Below are 19,678 nucleotides of genomic sequence, written 5' to 3'. Positions count from 1 at the left end.
ATTTCAATTTTAAACCATTTCTAATTTATTTTAACTAAAACGGTTAATTCACCAATTTTCTCAAAACCTAGTCTTTGGTAGAGTTTACCTGCACTAGGATTATTTCAAAATAAAATTGGTAATTTGTCTTGTTTAATAATATCATTACATAAATTAATAACACAATCTTGAGCTAGTTGTTGACCACGATATGAACTAAGGGTAAAAATTCCGCCTAGCATTACCGCTTTATTGGTAGTTGAAGAGCTAGCGGCGTGAGAAACAACAAGATCATTATCTTTGAAAATATAACCAAAATAAGAACCATTATTTAAAGAAGAAGTTAAGTAATTAGGATCTAAATATTGTTGCCCAATTCCTTGAAATTCTTTGATTAATTTTCGTGAATCAATAATTGAATGAATGTCTTGTAGGGTAATTTTTTGCGATTTTGGTTTAATTTCTTTAATTGCTAATTGATATTTTTGTAAATTTAATGCATCAAATTGTTCTTTTAAAACATTATATTTTAAGTTAATTTTATCAGTTGAAGCAAAAATAGATTCAGGCTCTACACCGACTAAAACGATATTTTTAGCATTATGTTTTTGGATGATTTCATTAAATGAATCGTGGTCAAAATTAGCATCATTGAAATAAATAACTAAATTTGAATAAAAGAATAAAACCACCTTTTGAATTTTGGGCCCCTCATTTACATATGTTGCTATTTTATCTTGTTCAAATAATCCAAAACTTTCGATATCTGAAATTAAAAAAGTGTTTAAATAGGGTGAATTTTGGTATAAATAATCTAAAATTTCCTGCTTTTGTGATTCGTTTGCTTGTATAAATTTCATAGTTTTATTATACTTAAATATATGGTGAATTGTATAGATGCAAATGTATTTTCATTTATAGAAAAATAAAAATTTTAATATGTGGAAATTTTTGCATCTTTTCATTTTCTAGGTGATAAAATAATATAATTATAATGAGGCTAAAAAAGCCTCCACTAGTTATAGCTAGTGTTTAACTGCTATTTATCAATATATTTTTTATTTTTCTTGCACTATTTATTGTTGTAAGTCATTTCTTATTTATCTTTTAGGGATATACTTACTACATTCCTTATTATGAATACGCAGTACTCTAAATAATGTTGGCCTTCTTGCAACAAAAAACAAGCTTATAAGCTTGTTTTTTTATAAAATGAAAGAAAAAAGCACATAAGTGCTTTTTTCTAAAGGTCATTAAATGATATGGAGCGAGTGAAGGGAATCGAACCCTCACAGTCAGCTTGGAAGGCTGAAGTTCTACCATTAAACTACACTCGCAATTGCTTATTGCTTAATAATTATAAAGGAAAAATTTAAAATTACAAAATATTTTTTTATTTTTTTAAAAAATATTTTAATTCGTTATTTTTATTTTATTAAGAGCTTAATTTATTTAATATTTTACTTTATTTTTCTTAAAAAAGTTTTTTAAATTAGTAACACTTAAAAAAATATTAAAAAAGCAGAAATTTTATTCTGCTTTTTGTTAGTACTATAAGTATTTTGCTAATTCAGCTTTAATTTGGTCGTATGGTCTAAACCCTAATAATTTTTCTACTAATTGACCATCCTTGTATACAAGTGTATAAGGAATTGATTGAACTTTTTCTTCAATAGCATAATTTTTATCTTGATCTATATCAACACGCAATACACTAATTCCATCTTTTTCTGCAAGTTCATCTAATGTGCTTTTAAACATTCTGCAAGCCCCACATCATGTAGCGTGGAACACTACTAAGTGTAAACCTGATTTAATTTCTTGCATAACTTCTGTTTTTGTTACATCTTTAAGCATTATTAACTTCCTTTCGAATTTAATTTATAAAGTTGACTAAATTATACAACTAAAAATAAAAAAATTTAATTTTTCTATTATTTTTTATAAAAAAAAGCACTTTTTGTGATTTTTTGCATTTTTATGTTTTATTAGATTTTTAGGTTGCTATCTTTTTAAAAGATTTTAAAAAAATAAAAAAACAGCAACCCCCTATTTTCACATTTCTGCTATCGTCGGCACTAACGAGCTTAACTACTGAGTTCGGAATGGTATCAGGTGAACCTCGTTGCTATAATCACTGTTGTAAATAGTATAACACAAAAAAATACATTCCAAAAAAATTTTTTTATTTTTATTTGAAATAAATAAATCAATTAAATAAGGAATATTAATTTAAAATATATAAATATATATTATTTAATTTACATTTTATTGAAGTTTTAATATAAATTATATTTATAAATATTTAAAAATATCAATTTTAATTTTTGGTTCAAAGACAAAATTTAGTGTTTTTCTTTTTAAATTTTTAAAATATAAAATATTTTGATCTTTAAATTTAAATTAAAATAAAGCACTCTATTTTGGAGAAATTTATGAAAATGAAGAAAAAAACTAATTTAAAAACAGTTTTAATTTTAACTTCAACAGGTCTAGGGATCTCGGCTCTAGCTTCTGTTGCCACATTAATCGGTTTGCATAGCAATTACAAACCTGATCAAAAACAAAATTATTTTTTTGAAGAACTTAAACAATTAAATACCGAAGTAATTGATTTTTTAAATTCACAAAATAATCAAAATGATTTATTTTTGAAAAAATTAGCCCAGCAATCTCAATATGCAACTCAATTGTTGAATAATGAAAATTCTAGTGTCGTTAAAATGATTGATGTTAGAAATGATTTAAAACGAGATTATTTTGCTGCTCAAGCATCAATGGCAAAAACTATTGAAGATTTTAAACAGAAAGCAAATCAATTTGCTTCTCTTGTTAAGATTCAAGATTGACAAACTCAAAAAGATCAAATTTTAAGTGATAATAAAAATCAAATTAATAATGATTTAAGTAATAAAGAAACTATACTTGAAAAGTTATATCAAGATATTGATAATTTATTGAAGAACCAAAAGCAACTTAATTTTGAACTTGAAGCTAAAGTGTGAACATTGCACGAAAAAATCTTGCGTAATGAATCAACTTTTAGTTTGCCAGAACAAAAAAGCACAGCTTTAAGTATGGTATTGCAGGTTCTTAATCTTTTAGAAGAACCAATATATTCAAAAGATAACTTATTAACTTACCAGGAACAGTTAACTAATGTTTTAGATCTTCTTTCTAAAAAGCAATCTGAGATTAATTATCAAATTGCTGCAATAGCAGATAATTTTGTTAGAGTTCGTAGAGCTATTGAATCTTCTCAACTTTCAAGCGATCAAAAACAATTTGCTTTTGATCGAATTCAAAATTATTTTAATATTGCTCAACAAGATACAGATACCCTTGCGCCATCAAAGCAAGAAGAACTTGATTATCTTAATTCGCTGCTCAATAACGAAATTACTTTGTTGGCAGATAATAACAAAACTAGCGATTCTCTTATCTTTGATATTAAAACTTTATTGACTCAAATTCAAACCAAAGCAAAACCAAAACCTATTTTAGGTTTTGTTAATAAGCAAACCTCAAACATAGAAAAAAATCTTGATCAAAATTACATTAATGATCTTATTAATAAAAAAATTGATGCTCAAAATTTATTATCATCAATTGATACCATTTCGAAATTCTATAATCTTACAATTGAAGAAATTAATAACCAAAAAAGACTTGGACACTTAACTCTTGAGCATGCGAATCAATTAAATGAAGAATTAAGATCATTAGATGATCAAAATTTATCTATTATTAATTACTTAGAAAAGATCCAAACCATTAGAAATCGTGCTATTGATTCAGGGATTCTTGTTCAAGTTTTTAAAAATGGACTCAATAATTTAAGAGAGCAAATTAACGATGCTATTAATCGTGGAGATCAAAGTATTTTAAGTAACTTAAGAGAACTTCTTAATAACATAGATGAATCTTTAAAAACAAATCAAGAACCAGAAACTTTAAACAAGGTTTTTGCTAATCAATTAAATAATTTAAGAAAGCTTAATAAAAAAGAATTAGCTAATTTGTATAAAAAAGCAAAAATATTGCTTAATAATAACACTTTAGATCTTTCTGAAAAAACAAGAAATACTCTTGAACAAATTAATGAAAAGGCAGCAATTCTTATTGCCGATAATTCAACTGCAACCAGATTAGAATTGCAGTATTTAATTCCGCTTTATTTAGAAGAATTTAAAGAAGCTAACATTAATGATGCTTTTGCAGATGTTCTTGTTGTTGCTGAAAATTCACTTAATAAAATTTACCAAGCTTTTGGTTCAAAAGAATCAACCTCTAATTCTCATGCCGGGTCTGCCTTGCAACGTTCTATAGAAAGCTTACAAAAAGAAGCTAATATTATTTCTTTAAACCCAAATCTTAGCTTTGAGGATAAAGAAAAACTTTTAAAAGAAATTAGCCAAAAAATGGAAAAAATATCAGACAATGCTGATAAATTTAAACGCCTAGAAGAAGCACTTCAAAAAGCGCAAGAAGCTTTAGATTCAACAGAAGACCTAGATGAAAGAGTGGCTCTTGAGAACTATATTAATAAAATCAAGCAAAATCAAAATGATGCTCAAAAAGCACTAGAAAATCCAGAAATGGGCGACGAACTTGAAACATTAATAGATAGTGTAAATAAAAATGTTGATGATTTTTACAAAGCTAAAGCTAATTACCAAGCCGGTTTTGAATATGATCGTGCTATTAAAAAAGTTAATGAAGTTTTTGGTTCAGATGTTGTAGATGGTAAACCTTCACCAACAAAAATAAAATTAACAGAAGATCTAGAAACTTTAAAAAACATTGTTTCAAATCCTGAAAATTCAAAAGAAGAACGTGATCTAGCAAGAGAAAAAATGCGTAACATTTTTGATATTGTTGAAATTTCGCGTGAATTAGAAGTTGCCAATAAAGAGCTTAAAGAATTAATCCAAAATACTAAAGATGCTAATTATGGTGAATTTCGCCCTAATGATTTATTTGTGCAATCACAAGAAGTCAATAAAAATGCTACTGATTTTTTAGCAAATATTAATAATTCGCTAAATATTACTTCAAAAGCAGAATATCAAAATGAATTAATCAAGGTTAAAAATCAAAAAGCAGATTTAAATTTAGGTATTTCTATTGCGTTGCTTAAGTCAACAGAAGCTCAAATTAAGAACTTTAAAATTACAAATAAAGCTAGCGAAAAACCATATAAAAATATTAATGACTCAATTGATTCATCGCTTGAATCAACACAATTTTTATATGATAAAGCTAATCAAGTTCAATCAGAAAATCCAAAAGATCCTCAAAAATACGAACAAACACAAAACGAAATTAACGAATTAGAAAATAAAATTCGTAGATATATTCCTCTTGCATCAAAACTTCGTGAAGCAGCGGAGAAACTTTTAACTATTAATGAATCTGCAAATCCAGCAAGCTATAAAAATCTTGAAAAGGCAATTATTGGAGATAAATCAGAAAATATTAGTAGCAATTTAATTGATGCATCTGATAATAATTCGCAAATTAATATTAAAATTTCAACCATTAATACTGAAATTCAAAAAGTAAGTTTAAGAATGGAAAATGAATCGGAGATCGCTACATTAAAACAACTATATAGCCAAACTGATCGTGAGTATCTTTACTTTGATGAAGCAATTAGAAACTTTGATCAGCAAATAGCTAGTTTTGAAGAAGTCATTTCTAACTTTAATAGCTCAAGATCTGCACTTGGATTTTTAAAAGACCAAATTAAGAATTTTTATAATCGTGCAAAAATTGAGAAACAAAAAATTGAAAATGATTTTAATGAGGCAAAAGCTAGAATTCAGTCATATAAAGATTCTTTTGAAGCATCTAAACAACAAAATAATCAACAAGGTCTTTCAACAAAATTCCGCCAATTAGTTTTTGATAAATTTGACAAATTGGTTACTAAAACTCCTGGAGAAAAATTCACAACACTTGCTAGTGATTTACTTAATTTAATTCCTGAAATTTCTCTTGCATCAAGTAAAGATGACTTTTTAGATACTTTTAATTCAGTCTCTGAAAAAATTCAAAATCTTCCTGACTTTAGATATACTTCAACCCAAGAAGGTTCTTCAGAAGAAAATATTACTGAAATTTTACAAAGCAAACTTAATAACCTAATAGAAGCAATTAAAGTTGCTACAGTAGGTAATGATCAAGATTTACAAGGAATTGTTGATCCAAGCCAAAATTCTATTGTTAGAAGCAATATTTCCAAACTAAATTCTGTAGTTTCGCTTATTGATAGACAAACATATATTATTAATGAACTTATTAAAATTAGAAATGAAAAAGATCAAGGTGAAGATGCTGTTTCTTCGCAACAATATGAAAATATTGTAAATGCACTAAAACAATATATTCCAACTAATGGTAATAACGCTACAAAAAATGATATTGATCAAAACACCAGAAATCTTTATGCTGAATTCCTTAATAATATTTCCCTTAAAAGAGCTAAAGATCTTTTAGCAAATGAAATTAATGATTACAAAAAACTTATTGATAATTTAGTTGATTCTAGAGATGATATTGATAAATCAATTAAATCTCTCATTGATGCAAAATTAGATCAATTTGCGCAAAAAACACAAGAAGTAACCGAAAAGACTCAATTAGTTCCAATTGAGCAAGATTTAAACCAAGTTAAGTTTGTGCAAAATGAAATTATTGAACTAGCAAAAGCTATTAAAAAAGCTGAAGATTTTTATCAAGAAAAAAATCAAGAAGCAAATAAAATAGATGGACAAAACAAAATTCTTGAAAAAATTAAAAATATTTATGAAGCCACAAAGCCTAATTATCTTAATTTAACTTTAACTGAAATAAGTGCCAAAATAAGGGAAATTGAAGATTTAATTGATCTTTATGGGTTCATTAGTAATGTTTTAAGTTCTTTTAATGAAACAAAAAATCTTTTTGAAGCTATTAATTATCCTCAGGGTTCAAAAAATCAAAATGATGGTTCTAACAATAATTTATTAACTCCTGAAGAAGCAAAATCACAATTTAATCAACTTTTTGATAATTTAAAAGACAAAATCAATAGCGGCGAAAGAGCTAACTTATTGCTTGTGAAGGCAATGTTACCTGGGTTAAATTCTTTAATTGCACTTCAAAAAGCCAAAATTGAAATTTACAATTCAATTAAATCGGATTATTCTTATGCTGAATTTAGTTGAAATACAAAAGATCAACAACAAAAATCAAATTATGGTTTTGAATTAGATGCTATTAGAGTTGCTGACTTTATTTTAGAATCAGTACCTAATGCAGAATCTACCTTAAGTAACATTAAAGAACAAATAGAGCCAAGATTAGAAGAAAATGTTAGAAGAGCCCAGTTATTTTATGAACAAAGAAAAGCTCAACTTGATGTTTTACTTAAACAAGACACTGGAATTAAAAGTGCCGAATATAAACGTTTAGTAAGTGAGCAAAATCAAAATGAAATAGATCCAAAATATGATATTTTAGTTCAAAAAGGTGATATTTTTTATAATGATTTAGCTAATAGAATTAAAGTAGCAACTAGTGAACAACAAATAGAAGAAGTTATTACTAGTGCACAAAATATGGATTCATTATTTGAGAGATACCAAAATATTGCTAATTTAATCTCTGAAGGAAAAGAAAAAATTCAAAATATTTCTTCAAAACCAGATGCAATTAAAAATAATAAAAATACACAAAAATCAATTGAATTATTAAATTCAGAAATTTCTCAAGACGAAGAATATTATTTTAAAGAGCAAAATACCACTACACTTGATAATGCAATTTCAAGACTAAGAGCTTTTATTGGTAGATTTGATCTTGCTGAAGCTGTAGCAACCAAAACAAACGAAATTAACGAAATTACAACTCAACCAAATGCAGATAAATATTTAACAGAAGAAGCTAAAGCTCCGCTCATTGCTATTTTAGATTCAATCTTTGAAACGCTGGAAAGAGATCCTAGCCGCGAAAACATTAATGAATACAATCAGTTAAAAAGTATCTTTGTTGAAGGTTCAAGTGATAACTCTGTAACAACAGCATTAAATAATTCGCTTGCACTTCAGCAAAAAGTCTATTTAGCTAATTCTTATTTAGAATCATTTAACCAAGCAAAAGGTGATAATTCAAATTACGAAACACCTCAAATGAATGCTCTTTATGAACAATTACAGACAAAAGTTAATGAAGCTAATGCGGCCCTTGCAAATCTTCAACACAATGAAAAAACTAAGATAAACTTATCTAAAGAAATTTTCGATGGCTTTAGTGGAATCATAGATTCAATACTTAATACAAAAAATAGTGAAATTTCAGATCGCTATTTATTGGACTTAGCACTAGATAAATTTATGATTATTCATTATTCTCAAGGTCAAACAACTCCAAGACTAGAAGATTATTCTCAAGTTGCTCTTGAACCTTTTAAGAGATTAAAAGTAAGCGACCCTGAATCTATTAAAGAAGCAAATACAAAAATTAAAGCTGCCGAAGATAAATATCTTGAGCAAGCATCTAAGCTACTTCAATGAGAAGTAAATCAATATAAATCAAGTAAGGCAAAATTTGAACCTTACTATAACTTCTTTAAAGATGGAAATGAAACAATTAGTCAAAGTATTTTACTTAGAGCAGCAGGACTTGATGATAGCATTTTAACTTTATTTGAAAAAGCAATGATTTCACCAAATCAAGCAACTGAAACACCGGCTTATAATGCAAAACAAAATGTTGAGCAAATGAAAGACTATTCAACTTTTGAAGAATTTAAAACAAAAGCCCAAAACATCATTAATGATACGCAAAAAAATATTAGAACTATTCTTGAGGAAATTTCAACGCAATCAGCAGTTGCAAATAGATTATTTAATACCAATATTCAAAATATTTCTGTGCCAAAAATATTAGTAGATAAAAACCAATATCAAAGATTTACGCAACAATTTGATCAATCAAGTGAAGAAGTTAATATTGTAAAAGTATTAGAAAAAATTCAACAAAAAGCTTCTGTTGAACAAAAAATTAGTGACTACAAAAATAGTGCACAAGCACTAGCTACAAAAGAAATTTCTCAAGCACCTAACGAATCAATAGATTATACAAACTCAGTTCAAGAGAGCCAAAATGCCGAAAGACAAAGATACTTTACTCAATACTCTGATTTTATTAAGGCTTTAGCTCAAACCTCAATAAATATTGATTCTTTAGTTTTTGGTCAAAATTCTACAGATCAAAACAATCTAAAATATATTCTTGATAAATTCTTAAATGGAGAAAGTGATTTTGTAGGACGTAAAAATATTGATTCATTTATCTCTCTTTTATCAGGCCCAAATGGTAATGGTCAATTTGAATTAGCTAAAAAAGAATATGAAAAAATATCAAAAATTGCAAATTCAGCAAACACAAGTGCTCAATCTTTAAACGAAAATACATCTTCAGTTTTTGATATTAATAGTAACTTATCAAGGGCATTTGTGACTTTTGAAAGACTTTGAACATGATTTGATGAATCAAGTAATACAGATTTATTCTTTGAGTACTTAAGAAAAACTTCAAATAATACAATTAATTACGCCAAAATTAATCCAAAAAATACAACTTCTGGAGAAAATTTCAAAAAAGCACTCGATACAACATTAAATAATGAAGAAGATTTAACAATAAATGGGAATACCTATAAAGCTAAAAAATTAAATGGTGCTTTTACAGATTCGCAAGCTTTTGCTAATTTATTTGAACAATTTAATGTTCTTTTTGGCGATGATTCACAAACATTTAATTTAGATAATATTAATGTTTATGCATATAAACAAATAAGTGATCAAACATATGTAAATTTAGCTTTAACTACAGATCCATCAATTAAAACAGGAACAATTAATTTATATTTTGAATACAAAAAACCTAGCTCAATTACGCTAGAAAACAATTCATTTAGTGCTGTTGAAAGCTTTGGGATTCAATTCCCTTCTGTTGTAATTAACTTTAGAACAAGAGAAAGATACACAATTAGCAAATCTCATATTCAAGATACCAATACAATTAATCAAACATTATTTACCACCGAAGATGCTGGTTGAAACAACTTCCAGGCACCTATTAATTTAATGGGTTCATTTGTAAAATACTCAACAGTTGTTATGAAAAATAATTCTTTAAGTTACTTTACTGAAGATGTTACAAAAAATATTGATGATGTAGACCAAGGTACAGCAACTACAAGTAAGCCAGAGTTTCGTGTTAAAGTCAAATTAAGCCAAGCTCTTGATGGTTGAACTCAAGTGGGAGATAAAATTTATTGAAAAACCTTAACTCCAAACTTAGCCGGAAGTTCAGGATTTGCTTATCAAAATGTTGAAGGAAATGATAAATATCTTTATTCAACAATTGGACAAGCTAAATTACAAGAATACAGACAACACACTTATTTATATACTGAAGCTAATGACGCTAACAAAGTGGTTCTAATTTTACCTTTAGTTATTGCTATACCTGTTGAAAAAGATAATCAACAAGCTGTTCTTATTCTGGATTGAAAAATGCTATCAAGGTTTGATGAAAATGCTACCGAGGCTTTAAATAATATCACCACTTGATATGATCCTAAGTTAACAGAAGCTTGATTAATTAAGCCTACAGAAGGACATTATTCATCTAATATTGAAGAATTAGCCACTCATGCTTTAAGTAGAATTAGCATAAGAGATTTTGTTTTTGCTTCTTGAGATGAATTAGCTAATACTTGATCAAGAGACGACACAGTTACCTATGAACAATTTACCCATTCAATTGGAAGTTCAGAATTTTATAATGCAATCGGAGAAAATGGTAAGTTTGATATTGACTTCAAGCTTCACTAAGATAAGGAGAAATTTATGGATGGCAATCAGAAGAAAAAAATTTTATTTAAATCAGCAGCTATTTCAACTGCAATTTTAGCTCCAGCTATTGGAGGGTTAACTGCTGCGCTTTTAACCTACCACGTAGATGAGACTAAGCCTGCAAAAACAGCATATGAAAACCTAGTTCAAGGTGAATTACTATTTAAACTTTATTCTCCTTACTTTAGTACTAATCCAAAAAGCAATCAAGAAGTGCAACAAATTATTAAGCAAGCAAAAGATGAGTGAAATAATGGAGATAGTTCGCTTTCAGATAAATTAGCTAAGCTTGATTCTGCGCAATCAGCAATTATGAACTTTTATGTTCAAAATTTAGATAAAGCTGATTTTAAAAATCAGGACAACGGGCAATATTTTTGAAAGAAAATTTTAGCAAATCAAGTAGAAAGAATTAGAGACAATGATATTCAAGAAGAACTTACAGAAATTCCTAATACTAATTTAGAGTCTTTTATTAAAGACTTATCAACACAAGAATCTACTTTGCAACAAGAATTTTTAGGTCAACTAGGGACTAAAATTGAAAAATTAGTGAATCATCAAAATGAAATTTTCAAACCTTATATTGAAAATGCAGAGAAAAAACAAACTAACTTAATTGATAAAAATATTCCAGGATTAACCTCAAAAACTCTTGAGCAAGCTCAAGTAACACTTACTAAAGCTATTGAAACCAATATGCGAGAAAATGATTTAGATATTCAAAATAATAAGCTAAATGATTTTTATGATGCTTTTGCTCAACAATGAGATCAAGTTTCGCTTTCTGTTAATGAAATGATGGAATATTATGCAAAAATCCAAGAATTATTTGGTAATCCCACCACATCAAAAGCTCAAAAAGATCACATTCTAAGTTTTCAAAAGCAATTCAACAAAGCTCAAGAAGAAATTCAAAATATTAATGATATTGAATTATTAAAAAATTTAACCATTACAACCTTCCAAGAATTAACTGATAGTAATAAATCTCTTTTGGAGATTAAAAACGTTATTGGAGATTTAAAAAACTATGTTAATGAATTTGCTGATGAGTTTAGTAAATACAAACAAGAATTAATTAAAGAGATTAATAAAGACGTTCAAATTAATTCTAAAAATGAACTTATTGAGGCTAAGAAAAATTTATTTAGTCAATATTATTCTCTTAAGTATACAAATAAAAAATTTAAAGATTCTCTTGGTTATTTAAATGATGCATTTGATAAAAAACTAATTGATCAAGTACAAATGGTTATTTTCAAAAATGATTTAGAGCAAGCAATTTCAAGATCAAATAACATTCAAGAACTTCTTAATAATGTTTCAAAACAAAGCGACCTTATTTCAGAAGAAATTAAAGCTTTGGTTGTTTATAACAGAGAACTAGAACTTATAAAATCACAAGTAAAAACGATTAACTCACTACAATTTACAAGCCAAGCAGCCAAGACTAAATTAAGTACTTTAGTTACTTTAGTTGAAACCGCTTATGTACAAAAAGATCTTTCACCGGCTTATTTAAGTGGTATTAGATACCAAATTAATGAACAATTAAGAAATGCACTAAAAAGTATTTTAAGTAACTTAATTATTAGATCTCAAGCATTTATTAATAAATTAGAAGAGCTTGTAACTGATTCAAACAATAACGAAACCATTACAAGACTAAAAAAATTAAACGAAGATTCTCAACCCAAAATTAAAAAATTTAACCCAATTCCAACTACTGATTTAGTTGAGACAATTAAACTTTATAATCAATACATTTTAAATTCAATTCAAGCATACGAACAGTCACAAGCAGAAAAACAATCAAGTTTTGCCAAATCCTTTTTAGATACTGTTTTTGCAAATCCGCATTCTAGTGAAGAAGACGCTCCGCTTACTATTGGACAACAAAATCGTGTTGATTTGTATAAAAATTTAAATAAACAATTAGATGAATTGAGAAACCAAATTAATAATGGTACCGCAGGCAAGGATGCGCAAAAAGAAATTTCAGAAATTACTAATCAATTAGGTAATTTAATTAATACAGCTCCTGAGTTTGCTGAATTAGATAAAGAAATTGATGAGGCTACAAAACTTAATAATAAGATCAAAAATAGTCCATTTATCAATGAATTAAAACAATATAGTGACGCACTTGATGATGCAATTGGAGAAGCTAATATTTTATATGCTAATCCTTATGCGACAAGTGAAGAAATTCAAGCAGCCAAAGAAAAGATTAAAAATGCTGCTGATGCTTTAAGAAGACAAAATGCGCATGCACTATTAGATGAAAAACTTAATAAGCTTAAAAATGAAATTGAATCAAATTATCAAGCTAATAATACTCAAGGGTCTCAAAATCTTTGGGATCAATATCACAAGCTCAAAGATATTGCTAATCAAACCGTTCTTGATGAGGATGAAATCAATACACTTGCTAACAAAATAGATAGCTACACTTCAGTTGTATCTTCTGTTTATAGTTTAGAGGTGCAAATTCGTGCTCTTGAAGAAGTTATTAAAAATCATACTGATCAAAAATATAGTCTTGCCAACACCGATGAGTCTATATCTAATGCAAATAATGAAATTAAAGTAGCAAAAGAATTAATTGATAATTTAAATAACCCTTTAAATTTACCAAATGAATATGCTTATAATTCTGAGAAAAACATTTTATTATCTCGTGGAAAAGAAATTGAATTATCTTATCAAAAAGATCGTGTAATTTACATTAATTCACAAATTCAACAAACATCTCAAGATAATTCTGAAGGTGTAGCCGCTAAAACTAACTACAATTCTGATTTACAAAGATTAAATCAATATGTAGCTGTAAAGCAAAGCGATGTTAATATTGCAAATCTTACCCAATTAGGTGATTTACTTGAAAGACAAGAAATTCAAGCTCAAACCATTACACAATTATTCAATTTATTTGATCGCTTTAATAATGAAAACGATAAAAGTATTGCTGATTATTTAAGTACATTACTTTCAAACAATAATATAAATTACAATAATACAATTGATGAAGTTAACGATAAAATTGATAAATTAAAAGCTGCAATTAATATTGCCCAAGCAAAAAAACAATATTTAGATACGCTCAACCTTCTTAAGTCAGTTTTAAAAAATCAAGAAAACTATAAGATTTACAAAAATTTAAATGCAAATATCACTAAAGTTGAAGAAGCAGCTACGCCTAACCTTTATAATGATGATTTAAGCTTTGATCAAATTATTACTTTAAAAGACAACCTTGCTTTAAGAGTAAGAGATTTTGAAGAGCAAAAAAAGGTTATTTTAGAGGAAATGAATGAAGCTCTTGCTTCTGTAGATAAAGAAATTAATGCGCTCGAGCTTGAAATTCAAAATATTAGAAAAAATAAACCAAATTATGTTTTTACTAATTATTTTGAAAAAGCTAAAGAAACCTATCATAAAGAAAAAGAAGAAAGTAATTGAGTTAATTTTGGAATTGAAGATGCTATTTCTTATAAAGGGACTCAAGAACAAGTTGGTAAACTAAGATTAGCCTTTAAGAAAGATTTAGTATTTAATCATTTAGAAGAAATTCGAGAAACAATTGAAAGCGAAACTTTTGGCTCAAGCGAATATCACAACAAAGTTAAAGCATGAACTCAAGCATTTATTAATAATCTAAAGTTAAAATTAAAAGATGCAAATTTAAATGATGCTGATGTTAATCATTTAGAAGAATTAGTTTCTCAAGAAAATTCGTTATTAAGATTGCAAAAAGATTCAGCAAATGCTTTACAACGTTGAGAAAGAGATGAAAATTCAAAAAATTTATATGCTAACAATATTTATGCACTTTCTAATGCACTAGAAGAAAGTCAACCTGTTTCTGATAACGATTATTCTAACTTGGTTCAATTAAGGGATTCTCTATTTGATGTTTATCAAGAACAAGTAAGCTTGCAAGAACTTAGAGATACTATTGTTGATCGAATTAATAATGACATTAAATTATCATTTGATAATGCTATTAGTGCTAAATCTAAAGTTTCTTCTAATCTTAACCAAAGATTGCAAAGCCAATATTCAAAATGACTTGAAACAGCAAGTAGTGCTGTAAGTAAGTCGCAACTTGTGGAAGTGAATCAAGAAATTAACAAAATTCAAGCTAATGTACACAATATAGTTGAGCTTGGATATTATGATGCTTTATCTACTGATTTACTTAGTGAAATAGCTTCAGATGCTTCAGATGCTACTAAGAAATATAGTGGATTACTCAGATCGGTGATTAACAATAATGGTGTTAATTATTTAACTATGTCAAGTAATGCGCTTGCTAATGAATTAGATAAAACCAAGCGTTTATATGAACTTGTTGATATTTCTAATGACCTTTCTATTAATGCAAACTTACTAAAAGAGCATATTAATTCATCAGAATTGCAATTTTACACTTATCAAGGGGTAGATGGAAACAACAAAAAAAGCGAATTATTAAGTTTTATTAATTCATTTTTAATTGCTTCAGATTTAGATGAAAACTCACAAGATTCAGTAGAAAAACTAAGATTACTTCAAGAAAAATTAAAATTAGTTGGTCAAATAAAAACTCAAGACCAAAACAAAGCAGTAACCGGTATTGTTGGCGAACAAATTAAAATTAGCAAAGCTATTGAAGAACTTCGAAAAGAAGGGGTTGGTGATAATAATGTTGATGTTGTTGCTTTAGTAAAAATATTGTGAGATTCAGTTCCTACTGCTGCTTCAAATCCACAATCAAGCTTAGGTAAGACTTCTGGTCATATTTATCAAGTGAGTGACCTTGCTAATCTTAATTTTAGTAATTGAAATCAAACTGGTAATGAGCTTGTTAACGAAATGAAGCAAAAAAGAGAAGAAATTACAAAATTATTTAACTATCGTAAAGAAACAAAAGCAAGAATTAACCAGATTATTAATAAGTTAGATCTTTATCATGATGTTCAATATAGAGTTTTCAAGCGTGATTTAAAAACGTTATTAGAAACATTAAATAATAAAAATAATAGTGCTCAAACTTTAACTGATTCGCCTAATGAAACAGGTGAACTTAATATCGTGAGAAAAGAAGTGTCTATAGTGATGGATAAATATGAATCGCTTGAAAATTTAGCTTTAAAAGTTTATGATTTAGAGCAACTTATTGATCGAATTCACAGTAGCGATGCTTCTATAGTGAAGGCCACAGAAGATGCAAAAGATTTAACAACCAAAGCTAAGGAATATTTTCTTAATATTGAAAAAATCAAATTAAATAGTAGCGATACTATCGAAAAAATTTACCAAGATATTACCAATACTTTTAATCGTTTAAGATTAATTTTCTTCCGTGAACAAGTCAAAGCCAATATTGATAATGATAATACTTTGGATAATGAAGAAAAAGCACCTATTAGAGCTTTACTTAGTCAATTTGACCAAGAGTATGGTGATGATTCTATTTCTGCTGATGCTCTTTACAATAAATATTTCCAACCATATGATAATTTACAAACAGATTATTCTCAAAATAGAACTTTAATTCAATTTGTCTTAAATTCATCAGTTCAATTGAAAATGGCTATTGATGAAGCAGAAACATACAAAACCCAACAAAGTTCAGTTATTGATAATGACAATGTAACAACTAAATTTAATGAGCTGCAAGCTGTTCTTGAACAAGCTACCAATGTTCTTAAGGCAATTCCAAATAGTGAATTAGACAAAGCTAATGCTATTAAAAACTTAAGAAATGCAATCGATAATGTTTTCCAAGCTAAAAAACAACAATTAGCATCGCAATTGGATTATTCAAAAGCGCTTAAGAGATATATTGAAGAAAATCAAGCTACTTTTAACCCTCAAAATACAGATCCAAACCCAATCATTGTAGCTAACTTCGAACAAAATGCAATCAATAAATTAGAAGAGCTCAACAATGATATTGAAAATATTACTTATAGTCAGGCTAATAATGCTATTTCAGCTTCTAAAGAAACATCTGCTTTGCAAGTTAATAGACTTTATACTTATGTATTTGATAAAGCTAAAGATGCAGATTTAGCAATTAGTGATTATATTGTTGATTTTTCTCCAAAACAATTAGATGCTCGTGCTGGTTCTAATGTAACCGAAACACAATACCAGAAAATCTTAGAAATTAAGAATGCAATTGACTCTGTTCTTAGCGCAAATTATACCGATAGAATTAATTATTCAAGAGTTTTAGCCCCTGCAATTCAAGCTTTAAAAGTTCCTGTTGAAACAAAAATTGAAGAGTTTACAAATTACATTAAAGACCAATTTAAAGCAAAAATGTCTGAAGAAGAAAATCATCAAGGTTTCTATGTTAAAGTCGCTTCTACTCTTGATCAATTTAATCAAAATGTTAAAAATACAAATAAAACTTATTACGAAACACAAGGTATTAACGCTCTTGAGCAAGCTTATACTAACTTTTCTCAAATTTACCAAGCACTCAAAAATAGTTATTCTCAACTGGGAGATAACCAAAATTCTTCGGCATTATCTCAATTTGCCCTTCAATTAAATGGTTTAAATAATGCATTTGATCTTTATAAAAATATGGTTAAAACAACCATACAAAATCTTGTGGCAACCAATTTACTTGAAGATATTTTTGAGGATTTATATGCTAATATCAAATTTAGTACCGAGAATCCTTTAACTAGTGAAATAAAAGAACAATATAATTCATTTATTACAGGATATCAAAATACAATTAATAGCATTCCTGAATCAACTAAAAATGGGCAAAATGTTGACGCTTCAACTTGAACTGGCCAAAGTACAAATATTTTTGACTCACTTCAAAGTATTATTCAAAAGGTAAGTGAATATAACAACTGACTTAAAGATACTTCTAGACAACTTTTATTATTTAAACAAATAGATAGTAATCCAAATCTTCAAAATCCTTTACCAAAAGGAAATAAAACATCAGCGGCACCTTTTGAAAAGAAACATCAAGTTATTACTGCTGAAGATAGCATTACTAAAGAAAAATTCGAAAGCAAATTTAATGAAATTATTACACAAGCTAATTTGGGGCAAAACAACAAACTTGATATTACAAAAAATTATGAGCTACTATCAATGTTTAAACAATTTGCCTTTACAAATAAGGATTTACCAATTCAAGGCAATGGTGGTGAAGCTTCGATTTTTTCTCCAATTAAATTCCATGTTCATATTAAAAAATGAAACGAAAATGGTTGATTTGAACAAGTTAATGAAACTGACTTAGATTTAGATAGAAAATCATTAAAGGCAAAACTTGTTTATACTTATGATTCAAATACAGAAAAACTCCCTCCTATAGAAATAGAAAGAGATGTTTATTTAACTTTCAAAACTATTGATAGAATTCAACTTCGTAGCGGTAGTTCAGATATCTTCTTTAATGGAGATAAAGTTGGTTTTGATGCCAAAGTTAAAGTATTTGATACCAAAGAAGCCGGTTGAAACTTTAATTATAATGATCGTGAAATTGAGCTTAAAGTTGCCAAAAAAGCTTATAATGCATTTAGGTCTGCTATTTTTCAATTTGAAGAAGGTATTAATGCTGAACTTAATCCGTATGGAATTATTACACCAAAACAAGAATATATAGATTCTCCACCGGAACACGTATTTTTTGATGGAACAAGATGAACAGCCGAAATTACACCGGAAACAAAACTTTCTGATGTTGCTATTAATATTCTAAATCAAGAAGCGGTGGCCTTTACTTATAATGTTTTCTTATCGGTACAAAAACAGTTTGAAAGATTTAGAATCTTATTTGACGATAGAACACTTGAGGTTTGAATTTTACAAATTGACCCTGGATTGACCACTGGAAATCCTACAAATGGTACATATAGTAGTAAAGCGGCTCAAACTCCTCAATGATACGAAAAACAAATGTATGCTAATGCTGGTTCTGTTCAATATGGTATTTTCCCATTTGACAATTTTGCAACCGCAGATCCAATTAAAAATTTAGCAAATATTAATTTATACAAATTTAATTTCTACTTTGATAATTCAGTTTCAGAAAATGGCGAGAAGAAATCAGATCTTTACTTATATAATTCATGAATTGACAATATTGTTTTAATTCTTAGAGATAAAGCAAGTGTCAAGAGACAAATTGATACTTTATTAAAAAATAGAGCAATTAGAAATAAAACAAAGATTAAGCAAACTTTAACAGAGTTAAAAGCAAACTTAGATAGAGAAAATTATGTTGTGACTTTAGATGAAATTGGAGCTTATATTTCTGCTTTAAGTGCTTTACATAATGGTATCTTTGGGCCATTAGAAGGAGTAGGAAACCTACTTATGTCTAGTTCGAGAAATGCTTTATCTCCTGTTTGACCAATTAACGGTGGTCAATCAGTTATTAGAAGAAGAAACTTTTCTGATCCAAAAACAACATTTAAAGGTACTGTAGCTACTAATGTCTTTAGCAGCAACGAAAATGAAACAGGCACAACAGGATATACACCTAGAAAAATTGTAAAAGCATCGGCATTTAATGTTTTATATGCATCAGCAATTGACCAGTTCTGATTTAAAACAAGAAAGGATAATAAATAATGAATTTTAATAAAAGAAAATTAGCCTTTAAAATCACTTTAATTGTTATATCAATTATCTTCCTTGTTATACTTTGTGTTGCTATTGCTTATATTGCTGATTTTGCAATTTACAATAATACAACCCAAGATGGGAAGCTATTATCTTATGCTGCTAGAACCCATGGTATTTTAAATATATGATAA

5 protein-coding genes, 1 tRNA gene and 1 rRNA gene are annotated in these 19,678 nt (G+C 27.7%); 3 read left to right on the top strand and 4 right to left on the bottom strand.

Annotated elements, in window-relative coordinates:
* Window positions 1–20: 20 nt before the first annotated feature.
* The 4 genes from Q349_RS00675 to rrf all read right to left on the bottom strand — a co-directional run bounded on the left by Q349_RS00675 (window position 21) and on the right by rrf (window position 2,121).
* On the bottom strand, window positions 21–839 hold the full coding sequence (locus Q349_RS00675; protein WP_036463805.1) for a GNAT family N-acetyltransferase: 819 nt from the start codon (window positions 837–839) through the stop codon (window positions 21–23).
* 403 nt (window positions 840–1,242) lie between these two features.
* Window positions 1,243–1,316 (bottom strand) — tRNA-Gly (locus Q349_RS00670).
* Between the two features lie 214 nt (window positions 1,317–1,530).
* The gene (locus tag Q349_RS00665; protein ID WP_036463801.1) at window positions 1,531–1,836 is read right to left on the bottom strand and encodes a thioredoxin family protein; all 306 of its coding nucleotides are present in this window, start codon (window positions 1,834–1,836) and stop codon (window positions 1,531–1,533) included.
* A 179-nt stretch (window positions 1,837–2,015) separates the two neighbouring features.
* A 5S ribosomal RNA gene (rrf, locus tag Q349_RS00660) occupies window positions 2,016–2,121 on the bottom strand.
* 299 nt (window positions 2,122–2,420) lie between these two features.
* On the opposite strand from rrf, the gene Q349_RS00655 reads away from it, so the two are divergent.
* Genes Q349_RS00655 through Q349_RS00645 form a run of 3 tightly spaced genes read left to right on the top strand, consistent with a single transcriptional unit; the run spans window position 2,421 to window position 19,678 of the window.
* Window positions 2,421–10,868, top strand: a complete 8,448-nt coding sequence (locus Q349_RS00655; protein WP_169734563.1) for a rhoptry family protein — start codon at window positions 2,421–2,423, stop codon at window positions 10,866–10,868.
* Window positions 10,869–10,883: 15 nt separating this feature from the next.
* Window positions 10,884–19,493: a coiled-coil domain-containing protein gene (locus Q349_RS00650; RefSeq protein ID WP_036463797.1), complete on the top strand. Its 8,610-nt coding sequence runs from the start codon at window positions 10,884–10,886 to the stop codon at window positions 19,491–19,493.
* Window positions 19,493–19,678 carry a hypothetical protein gene (locus Q349_RS00645; protein WP_036463794.1) on the top strand — a complete coding sequence of 62 codons (186 nt, stop codon included), beginning with the start codon at window positions 19,493–19,495 and terminating at the stop codon, window positions 19,676–19,678. Before Q349_RS00650 ends, Q349_RS00645 begins: the two co-directional genes overlap by 1 nt.

The organism is Mycoplasmopsis sturni DSM 22021 (genome assembly GCF_000701485.1).
GTDB lineage: Bacteria > Bacillota_I > Bacilli_A > Mycoplasmatales > Metamycoplasmataceae > Mycoplasmopsis > Mycoplasmopsis sturni.
This window is presented reverse-complemented; position numbering and strand designations above follow the sequence as displayed.